Consider the following 12958-nt stretch of genomic DNA (forward strand, 5'->3'; position numbering starts at 1 on the left):
CCTGACATCGGGCTGGCGTGGTCGAATCTACGATTCGACTCCGTAGTAATCCGCTATAGCCGGTACCCTGTTGCCACGATTGGGCACAGCTAGCCATGAGGGAGTCGGCACGATGCGTGGATTCGGGGATTTGGAGGCGGTGATCATGGACCGCATCTGGGATCGGGATGCGGAGGACACGACGGTGCGCGAGATCTTCGACGAACTCTCGACGCAACGGGACATCGCCTACACCACGGTCATGTCGACCATGGACAACCTGCATCGCAAGGGCTGGCTGGCACGTGAGCGCGCCGGCAAGGCATATCGCTATTGGCCGACCCTCACCAGAGAAGAACACAGCGCCCGGCTGATGCTCGAGGCGCTCGGTTCCGGCGGACGCTCGGACCTGGTGCTCAGCCATTTCGTCGACCGGATCAGCGCCGAGGAATCGGCTGGGCTGCGCGCCGCGCTGCGCAGGCTGTCGGCGCGCAAGACCCCAGAAGTGCCGTGAGCCCGGCGATCGCGCTGGTGCTCTATGGCAGCGCGGTGGCGACCCTGGGTCCTCCGGTACTGCGTGGTCTCACCCATCGCGGCAGTGCGCCGCGGCTCGGCGCGATCGCATGGGGCGTCGCGATCGGTGCCGCACTGGCCGCATGGGTGGTCGCGGCGATCATGCTGACCACCGAGTTCGCTACGTACTGGGGGCATCCGAAGGAAGCGTTGCGTGTCTGCTTCGCGATCCTGTGGGTGCCGATCCACGTGCGCGGCGGTGCGGCCGGCCAGGCGATCACATTCGCGGTGGCGGCGTTGGTGGCCACGGCCACGTTCGCGCTGGTGGCGCGGGCCGTGGGTGTCGGCATGTCCATGGGCAGGCGCACACGCGCCCACGCGCGCGCTGTGCGTCTGGTCGGCAGGCGAGTGCCGGGCGTCGGGGCTGTCGTACTGGATTCGCCCGAGCGACAGGCCTATTGCCTGCCGGGTCGGCCAGACACCATCGTCGTCACGAGTGCCGCGCTCGCTGCGTTGACCACCGATCAGCTCGCAGCGGTTCTCGCCCACGAACGCGCGCATCTGTCCGGCAGGCACGCGCCGATGACCGCCGCGCTGAGCGCAATCGCCACCACGCTGCCGGGCCTGCGCTTGATGACCGTCGGCGCTGCCGAGATCACCCGATTACTGGAGATGTGCGCCGATGACCGGGCTGCCGAGGCGCACGGTTCGCTTCCGCTGCTGGGCGGCCTGCTCGCGATCGTCGGCATCGCCGAACCCGCACCACCAGGGGCGCTGGCCGTGGCAGGCACCGCAGTGCTCGCGCGGGCCGAGCGGCTGGTCGACCCGGTCGGTACGGTTCGACGTGCAACCACCTGCACCGCGCTGGTCGGCGTGATCGCGATGTTGGTGACCGGGTTGGCGCTCGTGGCCGCGACCTTCGGTGTTGCGGCGCTCTTCTGCTGAATATCCCAGTTGCGAGGCGAGCTGGACCAGCTCATCGGAGGTGCGTCGCTACCCCGGTGACCAGCCTGAACGCTGTGTCGGTGGCTATGTCAGGGTGGTGTCAGGTCGATGTCAGCCGAGTCGGTGACAGTATGTCCATGAGCAGCACAGCGAACACCTCTCCCTGGACCGGCATGGTGCCGGTCGACGATACCGCCCTGGCGGTCACCGACACCGGCGGGACCGGACGACCGGTCGTCTACCTGAACGGCGCCTACGCCAGTCAGCGACCCTGGCGGCCGGTGATCGCCGATCTCGGTTCCGGCTTCCGCCACATCACCTTCGACGAACGTGCTCGCGGGAAGTCCCAGCGGTCGGCGGACTACTCCTTCGAGGCGTGCCTTCGTGACGTGGACGCAGTCCTCGCCGCGCGGGCAGTGGATCAGTCGCCGTTGCTCGTGGGCTGGTCCTACGGTGGGATCGTCGCGTGGCACTGGGCCGACCGCAATCCCGACCGCGTCGCCGGAGTGGTGACCGTGGACGCCGCTCCGGTCGGCCTGACCGGTGAGGAGGGCCGAGAGCGGATTCGGAAGTTGTTCCACAAGATGCGGTTCGTGCTGCCGCTGGCGCGCCCGTTCGGAATGGCCGCGCGGATGAGCGCTCAACAGCACGCCGACGTCAACTTCGAACTCAACGAGATCGCCGACGCCAGTGCGCCTGTCCTGCTGCGTCTCCCCTGCCCGGTGCGGTTCGTCCTGGCCACCGGGAACAGCCTCGGCAGCGAGGACGGGGAGATGGAGAAGGTACGGACCTCACTGGATTCGGTGTTCGCCACCAACCCGAACGTCGAGCTGAGCGCGAAAGTCGCGAGTAATCACTCCAAGATTGTGAAGAGGGACTTCCGTGCCGTCGCCCAGGCCGTCCGCGAGACCGCCGCCGCAGCCGACCAGCGGGTCCGCTGAGCCGACGCGGGCTGTCACGCACAGGTTCCCAACCCCCCGCGTCCGCCTGCCACGGGATCGCTCGAGGTGTGTCGAGTTGGACGATGAAAGCCAGCATCGGTTCGACTTCTGGCGAGCTTCCGCGCCTGTCGGCAAGGAAGTCGGCCACGGCTGATCTGGACGCTGCACCTGATCGAACAGGAACAGCTTCCTCCTGGCTGAACCGAGAGGGCAGGCCACGGTGGAGGTGTTCGTACATGGATTGGTTCTTGAACAGCCGCGCACCGGACAGCGCCCCTTCGGAGTCAAGCGGCAGGGTTGGCCAACCGGTCCTCGCTTCTCCCGACTGCGGAAGACGACCCGGACCGGGTTCGGTGCTGTCCACTCGGCCGAGTGCACGCGACGGCGCTAGGCTGCGGCGGTGGCGGATGGGTGCATACAGCGGTTGATCGACACGGTCGCGTGGGTGCGGATCGAGGACGGGCGGATTCTGTGCGCCAGACCGCGGGGTAAGGACGTCTTCTACATTCCCGGTGGCAAGCGCGAGGGTGCGGAGACCGATCTGCAGACATTGCTGCGCGAGATCGATGAGGAACTCACGGTCGCGCTGCTCCCCGAAACCATCGCATACGTCGGTACCTACGAGGCGGTGCACGGGCCCGAGGGCGGTCCGGTAGTGCGGATGAGTTGCTATACCGCCGATTACCGCGGCTCGCTGGCCGCGAGCAACGAGATCGAGGAGGTCGCGTGGTTCTCCTATGCCGACCGGGCTCTGGTCCCTCCGGTCGACCAACTGCTGTTCGATGACTTGGTCGCGGCGGGACAGCTGCGGTGAGGCGCGGGTCGAACGCCGTCACTGTCGGCGCCGTGCCGTGGATGCGAGCATTGCTGCGTTATGCCACCGCTGGCGCTGCGACGAATCGGGACACGGCTGCGCCTGCCGCGTCGAATGCTCGGCCAAACCGTTCTTCCGCATAAGTTTTCGGCAGTGCGTGCGATCGCGCATTCGATGCTCAGCGGTGCGGTCGGTGTCCTCGCCCGGTTTCTGGTCTTCCTCGTGGTAGTCGCAGCTACCCGGGGATCTGTTATCCACTGATCGCGGACAATGTCAAAGGCTCTTGGGGCGGGTCGACTCTGGCGGGCGCGTGGGCGGTGTATGCGGTGCTCGGTGTCGGCTTGCTGCCGGTCTGGTTGCTGACTCTGGCCGGACTCGGCGCGTTCCAGGTGCGGTTCACCCGTGGTCTCCTCGGCCGGAACGGGCAGTGGTGGCCACTCCCGGTCGCGCTCCTGCTGGCCGCGGGCGGCGGTGTGTTGTTTCTCGCTTGGCTGCGCCAGGCGTGAGTGTTCGGCGGAGCCGATACTTCGAGCCGACGAACAGTCCACAGCGGCACGCGATGGAGTTGTCGAGGTCGACTTTATGCCGGTGCCGGGAGACGACGAAGGTGAGTTTTTCGCGGGACAGTAGCCGGTAGCCCACCGGCTACAGGTCGTGAGGTGAAGGGGCAGGCGGCCATGGCGGTGCCGGCAGTCCAGAGTCCTCGACCGGTGTGAGGAACCTGCCGTCCGGGCGGTCTGTGCGGTATACCGCCACATCCGAACCGTACATCTCGCTCACCTCGTGGAGTCGGTGCCGCACCAGTGACAGCGCTGCCTGTTTGGAATCCACATAGACCTCACCAGAGGTAACGCCTGCGACCACGCCGGAATGTGTGACGACGGAGCCGGCGTCCCGGTAGACCACTACATCCCCCGGAGCCGCCGCACCGACATCGGATATTCTGCGGAACCCGTTGTCCGACAGGATCCCGTCGACCCAACGGCCCGCCAGCCACCCTGCTTCGCCGTCGCGGCTGAAGGTGTACCCGTGACAGTTGTAGTGGGGATTGATCGGTGCGAGCGGCTCGAGCTGATCAAGCCGGACACCTCTTTCGATGTTCATTCGGAACAGTTCGGTCAGACCGGCTCGGCTGCGGAAGATCGGTGGGTCGAAGGGGGGGAGGGGCAGTGGCTGTGGCCTCCGAGAGGGTTCTCGGCGGGATCACCGTTCCCGTGTCGGTCGTATGGGTGCGCAACGTGATCGGGTCGGTGGCCCACCCTGCTCTGGCGACATGTGCAGCTATCTCATCGGGTGTCGAGTGTGCGGTGGTGTAATCGCGGTCCGCGTGTACAGCCCGACCAATCCTGTCGAACTCGGGTGCCAGTTGCTCGTCTTCGTGCGAGGCCCGCTCGAGGCCGTCTCGTATCGCGTGTGGGAATTGGTGGTGTGCTTCGCATATTCGCGCGGCAGCTTTCTCACCGATCGCGGCCGTGAGACGTTTGGCTGCCTGAAGCATCTTCGCGATGATCCCGCCGCCGCCCAACCCGCCCATCGAGGTTTCCTGTCGCTGTGACCGTGCGTTCAGGCAGCGAGGTAGAAGGTGGTGAAGTCGACCTCGGTGAGCGCATGGTCGAGTGGGTCGTGTTGGCGGGTGAGTTCGTCGGTGGCGTAGGCGCCGAGGCGGCTGATGTGGGCGCGTAGGTAGGGCGAGAGCGCGGCGTGTTGGTTGGCGGTCATGGTCCAGCCGTCGGCGACGTGCCTGCGGACGACGTCGGTGATGTCGAGGGCGTTGTGAAAGATCGCCAGGTTGGCCAGCAGGGTGCTGAACTTGATCAGTTTCGCCTGCTCGTCAGGGTCGTTGTCGGTGAGCACGCCGTTGTTGCCGGAGGACAACCATGTGGCGAAGCCAGGGTATGGCTCGACCTTGTCGGGGGTGAAGAACGCATGCGACATCCGCGCCAAAGCCAACTGCTTGAACTGCGGTAAAGCGGTGCACTCGATCGACGTCGCGAACGCACCTCTTCTACACCCACACCGAAACACCCCCTGCACTATAACTAAGGACCGTCCTCCCCCGTCCCCTACAACCCTCTGAACCACAACCGAATCGACGCGATCGGTCACGTCTGACTCGGCCAGCGCCGCTGAATAGGCCGCTGTGCCTATTCGGCTTATCTCGCTGCTGCCCTTCGGTGTGCTGAGGAGGCGGTTGGCCCGCGGGACGCCCGACACGCTGTGCGGGGTGAGTTCAGGTCGTGACTCGCTTGCGGTGCGCCCGTTCGATCAGATGCTCGACCAGGGTGAGCAGCACGGTCTTGCAGGATCCGCGGTCGCGGGCGTCGCAGAGCATCACCGGGGTGACCGAATCGAGGTCCAGCGCGTCACGCACCTCGTCGATGGTGTAACGCGGCGCGCCCTCGAAACAGTTGACGCCGACCATGAACGGCAGGCGGCGGCGCTCGAAGAAGTCCACGGCGGCAAAGGAGTTGCCCAGCCTGCGGGTATCGGCCAATACCACAGCACCGAGGGCACCGCGAGCGAGTTCGTCCCACAGGAACCAGTACCTATCCTGGCCGGGGGTGCCGAAGAGGTAAAGCACGAGGTTGCCGTCGATGGTGAGCCTGCCGAAGTCCAGCGCGACCGTGGTCGTGGTCTTCCGCTCGACACCCGATAGGTCATCGACGCCGGTACTCACCTCGGTGATCAGCTCTTCGGTGCGCAATGGCGCGCACTCGCTGATCGCTGAAACCATGGTCGTTTTGCCGACGCCGAACCCACCGGCGACGAGAATTTTGACCGAGGCGGCCAGGTGCGGCGTGCCGCTCGAGTCAAATTTTTCGGATTCCATCCAGCACCGCTCGCAATATGTTGAGGTCATCGGGTCCGGCCTCCGTCGGAACGGGGGCACGGAAGATCAACTGCCCGTCGCCGATCAGATCACCAACGAGGATCTTGGTGACCGCGAGCGGCAATCGCAACCGGGCGGACACTTCTGCCACCGTCTGCGAAACCCGGCATAGCCGAGAGATTTCGGTGTATTCGGGTTCGTTCCGACGCAGCGCGGGCGCGGAGTCGTCCGCGACTACGGACGTGAGCATATCCAGTTCCGGTCCGGATCCCTTGGTGCGCCCACGAGTGCGCGCGTAGGGACGGACCAGCGGACCTGCTGCGTCGTCGAACCAAGGCTCACCGGGGTTGGTCATGCCAGTTCGGACTCGACTTGTCCGACCGGATCTTGTCGGGCAGCGGTGGACAGATATGTGCCGACCCGCTGGACGGTCAGGTTCATCTCGTAGGCCACCATGCCGAGATTCGCGGACTCGGCCGCCTGCAACGCCAGGCACGCGTTGTCACCGGCGGAGGTCACGAATAGCACGGCACGGTCGAGTTCGATCACTGCTTGGCGCACACCGCCGCCGTCGAAGCGATGACCGGCGCTGCGGGCGAGACCGTGCAGGGTGGAGGACATCGCGGCGAAATGTTCGGCGTCCTCGCGCGTTATCGCCACTGAGCGACCGAGCAGCAATCCGTCTGTGGACAGTACTACCGCATGACGGACACCGGCCAGCCGGTCGACGAGGTCGTCGAGCAGCCAATTGAGATCACCTGGGTTGGATGAAGTCACCTTAGTCTTTCCGATCGTCCGGGATGGGGCTGTCGTCTGTGAGCGGTTTGCGGCCCTGTCTGGTGCCGTTCTCGATTGCTGACATCAGATCACGTGCCTGTTCGGCGGTGCGCTGTCGCTGTGGTCCGGTCTGGGTCGCGGCCGGCTCGGTCAGTTGCGGTGCGAGATTCGCCTGGCGATTGCGGCGCGGCAATGTGGGCCTGGCTTCGCCGTTGCCGGGCGATTCGGTGGAAGTGTCGTTGGGTGCTGTCGGGTTCGCTGCCGGTGGCTCGGCGACCAGCGTCGCGATGGGCGCCTCGATGGAAGCCGGGCTCGAGTCGGCTATCGGTATGGGGGGCTTGTGCGCGGATGGTGGTGCCGACGATGGTGCGGGTGCCGCCTCCGATTTCTCGGCTCTCGAGGACGGTGTCCCGGTGTCGCAGGCGATGAGTGCGGAGGGGATGAGCACGATAGCCCGGATCCCGCCATAATCGGACTCGACCAGCCGAACCGAGATTCCGTACTGAACACCGAGCTGAGCAACCACGAACAGCCCGAGACGGGAATCGGCGGACAAAGCGGCGACACCGAAATCCGGTGGATTGCGCAGCATCTCGTTCGCCTTGGTCAACTCGCCGGTGGGCATGCCCATGCCTTGGTCCTCGATCTCGACGACCACGCCTTTGCCGACGACGGTTCCGCTCACCTCTACGCGTGACTGCGGTGGTGAGAACGCGGTGGCATTGTCGATCAGTTCCGCGAGCAGGTGGATCAAGTCGGCGACCGCGGAACCGACGATCAGCACATCGGGTTGCCGGGCGAGCCGGACGCGCGAATAGTCGAGCGTTTCGCCGATGGCGCTGCGCACCAGCGAGACGAGGTCCACCGGATTACGCCACTGTCTGCCTGGCTGGCCACCGCCGAGGATAACCAGATTCTCGGCATTGCGGCGTTCTCGGGTGGCCAGGTGATCCAGCCGGAAAAACGTGTCGAGCAAGGCGGGATCCTCCTGCCGTCGCTCGGCCTCGTCGAGGATTTCCAACTGCTGGTGCACCACGATCTGGCTGCGGTGGGCGATGTTGAGGAAGACCGCTTTCACGCCCTCGCGAGTACGGGCCTCTGTGACCGCCCCCGCGACCGCTGCGGCGTGCGCGCGACCGAATGCTTTGGCGACCTGGCCGATCTCGTCGTGGCCGTAATCCAGGAGCGGCGTCTCCTCTGCCAGGTCCACCGGCTCGCCCGCCCGCAGCCGGCGCATCATGTCGGGTAGACCCTCGTCGGCGAGTGCGAGGGTTTCCCCACGTAGCAGCCGCAGCCTGCGGATGATCCGATTGGCCAGTTCGACCGCGATGATGAAACCCGCTATCGCAACCAGCAAGACCACGATCCCGAACAGCAGCGAGTTCATTGTGGAGCCGCCGGCCTTGTCTTCGGCGACTTCCTGCGCCTGCTTGTTCTGGTTGATCCAGATGTCGATCAGCCCGCGGTTGACGTCGGTCGCCGCGTTCTGCCAGTCCGCCACGCTCCGCGGCAAGTCGGCGCCGATGCCGGCCCCTGGCGTGCCCTCGGCGTCCGGGCCACCCGGCCGGATTGTGTTCTGACCGTCGTCAGCAGGGTTCCCCAGCGCCAGCCGGGCGAGGGCCTCTTCGATCGAGGTCAGTTGCTGCCATGCGGGGGAACTGGTCGCCGCCTTGGCGGCATCGCGCTGCGGAGCATCGAATTCGCTGGTCAGATAGTCGATCTGAGCGTGGTAATAGCCGACCTGCCTGAGGTATTCCGCCGCCGGGACAGTCGCGCGATCATGTGCGTTCACCAGGGCCAGGGCCAGGGCGTTGCTGCGCGACATCGCTTCCGCCGCGTAGAACAGCCGCAGGCCCTCCGCGAGTTCGATCGCGATCTCGGGGTCCGGCGAGAACTGCTGGGCGATCTGTGTGGCGGTCGGGATGGCCCGGAGCCCATCGTTGTAGAAGGCGTACGCCTCCAGAATGGGCAGTGTCCCGGTGTCGACCTGAGCTCGCACCGTCGGGAGTCGGTCCAACACATTCAGGAAGTGGGTGACCTTGTCTCCGATCAGGGACGATGCGAGTGTTTGCAGCCCGCCCGAGGCGTTGCGCAGTTCGGCGACCGCCTTGTCGGTTCGCACCCGCGCCGCGGCGAGTGCGGGTGCGGCTTCACGGTCACCCGCGAGTTCGGCAAGGGTCAGGCGTCGTTCCAGCTGGACGGACTCGGTGAATTCCCTGGCCGAAGGCGTCGACTTCTGCACTTGGATGGCCCACACCCGTGCGTAGGTTCCCTTGAACACCAGGTACCCCGCCGTACCCACGCCGACTAGTAGGAGGGACAGACTCGGGATGAGTGCGATGGCCAAAATCCGGCCGCGGACACCGAGCCTCCTTCTGAACATTTGCCCAACGTACTCGAGATCGATGTCCGCCCGATGTCCTATCCCGTTGACCGGGACTCGGTTTGACATCGCACTGTCGGTATGGAGGAATAATTACCCGCCAATGTGACATGACGCCATTTCTGATGTGCCGCAGGGGAATTCGTGGGCTGATATGGGTGGGTCGATTCCGTGCGGGATCGGGTTGTCGCCGGTCGCGGAAACCGGCTGCCGATCAGGTTCGCGATGGAGTAGATTGTCTGTATCTTGCGGTTACTCACAAATAGGAGGTCGTGATGCCCGCGCCGGAAGCCGGAGTCTTCGAGCGCCTGAGCGCGTTGGCCGCGATCGACGCGCCTGGGGACCGCCAACTCAAGACGATCGCCGAGACGTTCACCGGCAAGCCGCTGGGTAGTGTACCGATCGGCACCTCCGACGATGTGGTTGTCGCTATCGAGAAGGCGCGCGCAGCTCAGGCGGAGTGGGCGGCGCGCCCGGTCACGGAGCGCGCCGCAGTGCTGGAGCGTTACCGTGCGTTGGTGGTGGAGCACCGCCATTTCCTGATGGACGTGCTGCAGGCCGAGACGGGCAAGGCACGCTGGGCGGCCCAAGAAGAGGTCATGGGGTTGATGTTCGCGGCCCGGTACTTTTCCGAGGTGGCGCCGCGCCTGCTGAGCCCGCACAAGGTGCCCGGCGCGTTCCCTGTGCTCAACCGAGCCGCCGTCCGCTATCAGAGCAAGGGCGTGGTCGGGATCATCGCACCATGGAATTACCCGATGTTGCTGTCGATCGGCGACTCCATCCCGGCGCTGCTCGCGGGCAATGCCGTGGTGGCCAAGCCCGACAGTCAGACTCCATTCGCCACGCTGGCCGGTGTCGAACTGCTCTACCGTGCCGGGCTGCCGCGTGATCTGCTGGCGGTCGTGCCCGGCCCGGGCACCGTGGTCGGCACCGCGATCGTCGAGGGCTGCGACTACCTGATGTTCACCGGCTCCTCGGAGACCGGTCGCGGGCTCGCCGAGCGGTGCGGCCGCAGACTCATCGGGTTCTCCGCCGAACTCGGCGGCAAGAACCCGATGATCGTCACCAAGGGCGCCGATCTGAACAAGGCTGCGAAGGCCGCCGTGCGGGCCTGCTTCTCCAATGCGGGGCAGCTGTGTATCTCGATCGAGCGGCTCTACGTCGAGCAGGAAGTCGAAGCGGAGTTCACCGAGAAATTCGTCGCTGCGGTGAACGCTGCGAGACTCGGTGCGTCCTATGACTATTCGGCCGACATCGGCAGCCTCATCTCCGAAGCGCAGCTGGAGAAGGTGTCCAAACACGTCGCGGACGCGACGTCCAAGGGCGCGAAGGTGCTCACGGGCGGCGCCAGCCGCCCCGATCTCGGTCCACTGTTCTTCGAGCCCACCGTGCTCACCGGCGTGACCGAAGAAATGGAGTGCTTCCGCGACGAGACTTTCGGCCCGCTGGTGTCGATCTATCCGGTGGACAACATCGAGGAAGCCGTGCGCTCGGCGAACGACACCGACTACGGCCTCAACGCGTCGGTGTGGGCGGCGAGCAAGTCCGCGGGCGAGCGGATCGCCGCCCAGTTGCACGCCGGCACGGTGTGCGTGGACGAGGGCTACGCGCCAGCCTGGGGCACTACGGCCGCGCCGATGGGCGGTATGGGCATCTCCGGCGTCGGCCGCAGGCACGGTCCCCAAGGTCTGCTGAAATACACCGAACCGCAAACCGTCGTGGTGACCAGATACCTGAATCTCGATCCGCCGACACTGTTCCCGCGAAACAAATGGCAGCCGTTCCTCATGGCGATCGCCCGCGCCCTACGTCACCTTCCGGGTCGCTGACGCTCGACATCCGCCCGGGTGGTCGTGCCCACCCGGGCGGACATCCCGCCGGTCGGCCCATACAGGCTCATGCCAACCGGTCGGCTCCGGTGCGCGGCGGTGGTCGTGCCGCCAGCGCTGCTGCTTCCTCGTCCGTGAGCAGCCGTGACCTGAGGGTGAAGCGCACGCCGTCGGATGTGTCCAGCGTGCCGCCACTGTAGGCGACGTCGACGGTGAGGTGGGCGTGCTTGCTGAGTTCGTACTGGTCACCGCTCATCCAGAATTCGGTGTGCCAGGGCAGACTTCCGACCAGGACATCCGCCCCGCCGACCCGGAACTCACGGACCGGACGGCACACGGGCGTGCTCCCGCCGAAACGCTCGTCGGACTGGTGAAACAGCACCGCGCCGTGTTGGTCGATCATTCGGCGCAGTGCGATCCTGGCGCGGTCGGTGATGTCCACCCGATGAATCCGCTCGGGCATCACAGCGCCGCCCACTCGCCACCGAAGACGTCGTCACAGCACCTGGCGTAGTCGACGATGCCGGGATAGGACCCCGATATGGCGTAGACCATGACACTTGCTCCTCGTGACTCTCGCTGACCGGGTCACTATGGTCCGACGAGGTTGGTGCGAGGTTGGTGCGGAACGGCTAAGCGTGCAATGCGGTGTGCAATCGTGCGGTCACCACCGCACGTCGCACATCGCCGGATGGGAGCATCCGCAACGCGTGTTCGTGCACCTCGACATCGTCGGGCGCTCGTTCGCCGAATGCCACGGCGTGCTCGACGCGGTCGCTGGCCAGAACCGCGGTCCTAACACCGACATGAAGATAATCGCGCCACGCGACCACGCCAGGTGTCTCCGACCCCGGCAGCAGCGGGCCGCGATACAGCCACACCGCTGAGGTGACGTCGCCTGTTGCGATGGCGCCGAGCAGGTCCACGGCGTCGCAGCCCACCGGCCCGGTCAAAAGGTAACGCCGATTGGTGATTTCGCCACCGGTGGCACGGCGTAGCCGAGAGACGTCCGCCTTCAGCGTGCTGGTGGAGACCGCGCGGTCGCCGTATACGGCGGTATGCAGCTGTTCCGGGGTGAAGCCGTTCGGCTCGAGCGCGAGCAGCGCGAGGATTTCCAGTTGCCGTGGCGGCAGTGGAAGTGGACTGCCATCGCGCAGCAGCCGTGCGGTGCCGAGGCAGTCCAGCCGGAGCCCGGGTGACGGGGTGGGTTCGGCGGCCCGCAGCATCGTCTCCACCGCGGTGACCAAGGCCCGGACCGAGGTGAGTACCGCGGGATGGGACCGGTCCCAGGAACCGGACAGATCCAGGGCGCCGACCTGCCTGCCGTCCGGGCCGTGGATGGGTGCGGAGTAGCACACCCAGCCGTGCAGCACGGCCACCAGATGTTCGGCGGAGAACACCGATGCCGGGCGGTCGGTACGCAACGCGAGTGCCAAACCGTTGGTGCCCATGTGGCTTTCGTTCCAGCAGCCGCCGGGCGCGAGATTGACCTGCTCGGCCTGCCGGCGCAGAGGGCGCGCACCACACGACCAGAGAATGGTGCCCTCGGCATCGCTGACCACGGCGAGATAGCCGGAGTCCTCAGCGATTCCGCGCAGATCGGGCGCCAACTCGGTCACCGGGCGTCGGAGTGGGGACTCGGCCCACAGATCGCCGATGTCGTCCAAACCCGGCGCGACCGTGCGGCCGGGATCGACCGTGTGCAGTGACCGCTGCCAGGATTGCGCTACCTCTTTGCGTAGCAAGCTGGTCCGAGGCGTACGCGGCATCGCGATATTCGGAGTCCTCGCCCAGCGTTCCCATTCTCGTTCCAGTTCGACCCGCTGCTGAGTGAGGGTGCGGAACTGCGCCACCTGGTAGAACCCCATCGTCGAGTGAACTCACCTTCGCTCACACATTCTGACCTATGCCGAGTGCAAGCGGGCGGATTTGACGACACACCGCCAG

The 12958-nt window shown here is 65.9% G+C and carries 14 protein-coding genes; 6 read left to right on the forward strand and 8 right to left on the reverse strand.

What is annotated here, in order from left to right:
* Positions 1 to 112 precede the first annotated feature (112 nt).
* The 5 genes from AB0C34_RS24105 to AB0C34_RS24125 all read left to right on the forward strand — a co-directional run bounded on the left by AB0C34_RS24105 (position 113) and on the right by AB0C34_RS24125 (position 3698).
* Positions 113 to 493 (forward strand): BlaI/MecI/CopY family transcriptional regulator, encoded by a 381-nt coding sequence (locus AB0C34_RS24105; RefSeq protein ID WP_357077066.1) that lies wholly within the window; start codon positions 113 to 115, stop codon positions 491 to 493.
* Positions 490 to 1437 (forward strand): M56 family metallopeptidase, encoded by a 948-nt coding sequence (locus AB0C34_RS24110; RefSeq protein ID WP_357077069.1) that lies wholly within the window; start codon positions 490 to 492, stop codon positions 1435 to 1437. The genes AB0C34_RS24105 and AB0C34_RS24110 overlap by 4 nt, the downstream gene beginning before the upstream one ends.
* Positions 1438 to 1574: 137 nt before the next feature.
* Positions 1575 to 2378 (forward strand): alpha/beta hydrolase, encoded by an 804-nt coding sequence (locus AB0C34_RS24115; protein ID WP_357077072.1) that lies wholly within the window; start codon positions 1575 to 1577, stop codon positions 2376 to 2378.
* A gap of 400 nt (positions 2379 to 2778) precedes the next feature.
* A complete protein-coding gene (locus tag AB0C34_RS24120; RefSeq protein WP_357077075.1) occupies positions 2779 to 3192 on the forward strand; it encodes an NUDIX domain-containing protein in 414 nt (137 codons plus the stop codon).
* A 326-nt stretch (positions 3193 to 3518) separates the two neighbouring features.
* The gene (locus AB0C34_RS24125; RefSeq protein WP_357077078.1) at positions 3519 to 3698 is read left to right on the forward strand and encodes a hypothetical protein; all 180 of its coding nucleotides are present in this window, start codon (positions 3519 to 3521) and stop codon (positions 3696 to 3698) included.
* A gap of 139 nt (positions 3699 to 3837) precedes the next feature.
* Here the strand turns inward: AB0C34_RS24125 and AB0C34_RS24130 are convergent, their stop codons facing one another.
* From AB0C34_RS24130 to AB0C34_RS24155, 6 genes are all read right to left on the reverse strand, one after another.
* The gene (locus AB0C34_RS24130) at positions 3838 to 4296 is read right to left on the reverse strand and encodes a hypothetical protein (protein ID WP_357077081.1); all 459 of its coding nucleotides are present in this window, start codon (positions 4294 to 4296) and stop codon (positions 3838 to 3840) included.
* A gap of 459 nt (positions 4297 to 4755) precedes the next feature.
* Positions 4756 to 5127 carry a Tn3 family transposase gene (locus AB0C34_RS24135; RefSeq protein WP_357077303.1) on the reverse strand — a complete coding sequence of 124 codons (372 nt, stop codon included), beginning with the start codon at positions 5125 to 5127 and terminating at the stop codon, positions 4756 to 4758.
* A 295-nt stretch (positions 5128 to 5422) separates the two neighbouring features.
* Positions 5423 to 6022: an ATP/GTP-binding protein gene (locus tag AB0C34_RS24140; RefSeq protein WP_357077084.1), complete on the reverse strand. Its 600-nt coding sequence runs from the start codon at positions 6020 to 6022 to the stop codon at positions 5423 to 5425.
* Positions 6003 to 6377, reverse strand: coding sequence for a DUF742 domain-containing protein (locus AB0C34_RS24145; protein ID WP_357077087.1), 375 nt, complete (start codon positions 6375 to 6377; stop codon positions 6003 to 6005). Before AB0C34_RS24145 ends, AB0C34_RS24140 begins: the two co-directional genes overlap by 20 nt.
* Positions 6374 to 6799, reverse strand: a complete 426-nt coding sequence (locus tag AB0C34_RS24150) for a roadblock/LC7 domain-containing protein (protein ID WP_357077090.1) — start codon at positions 6797 to 6799, stop codon at positions 6374 to 6376. The genes AB0C34_RS24145 and AB0C34_RS24150 overlap by 4 nt, the downstream gene beginning before the upstream one ends.
* 1 nt (position 6800) lies before the next feature.
* Complete coding sequence (locus tag AB0C34_RS24155; protein WP_357077093.1) at positions 6801 to 9182, reverse strand: nitrate- and nitrite sensing domain-containing protein; 2382 nt, start codon at positions 9180 to 9182, stop codon at positions 6801 to 6803.
* Positions 9183 to 9457: 275 nt separating this feature from the next.
* Between AB0C34_RS24155 and AB0C34_RS24160 the strand changes: the two genes are divergently transcribed.
* On the forward strand, positions 9458 to 11011 hold the full coding sequence (locus AB0C34_RS24160; protein WP_357077096.1) for a succinic semialdehyde dehydrogenase: 1554 nt from the start codon (positions 9458 to 9460) through the stop codon (positions 11009 to 11011).
* Positions 11012 to 11078: 67 nt separating this feature from the next.
* Here the strand turns inward: AB0C34_RS24160 and AB0C34_RS24165 are convergent, their stop codons facing one another.
* Positions 11079 to 11474 (reverse strand): DUF779 domain-containing protein, encoded by a 396-nt coding sequence (locus AB0C34_RS24165; protein ID WP_357077099.1) that lies wholly within the window; start codon positions 11472 to 11474, stop codon positions 11079 to 11081.
* A 169-nt stretch (positions 11475 to 11643) separates the two neighbouring features.
* Positions 11644 to 12879: a transcriptional regulator gene (locus tag AB0C34_RS24170; RefSeq protein ID WP_357077103.1), complete on the reverse strand. Its 1236-nt coding sequence runs from the start codon at positions 12877 to 12879 to the stop codon at positions 11644 to 11646.
* Positions 12880 to 12958: the final 79 nt, after the last annotated feature.

The organism is Nocardia sp. NPDC049220, from assembly GCF_040647855.1.
In the GTDB taxonomy this organism is placed as follows: Bacteria; Actinomycetota; Actinomycetes; order Mycobacteriales; family Mycobacteriaceae; genus Nocardia.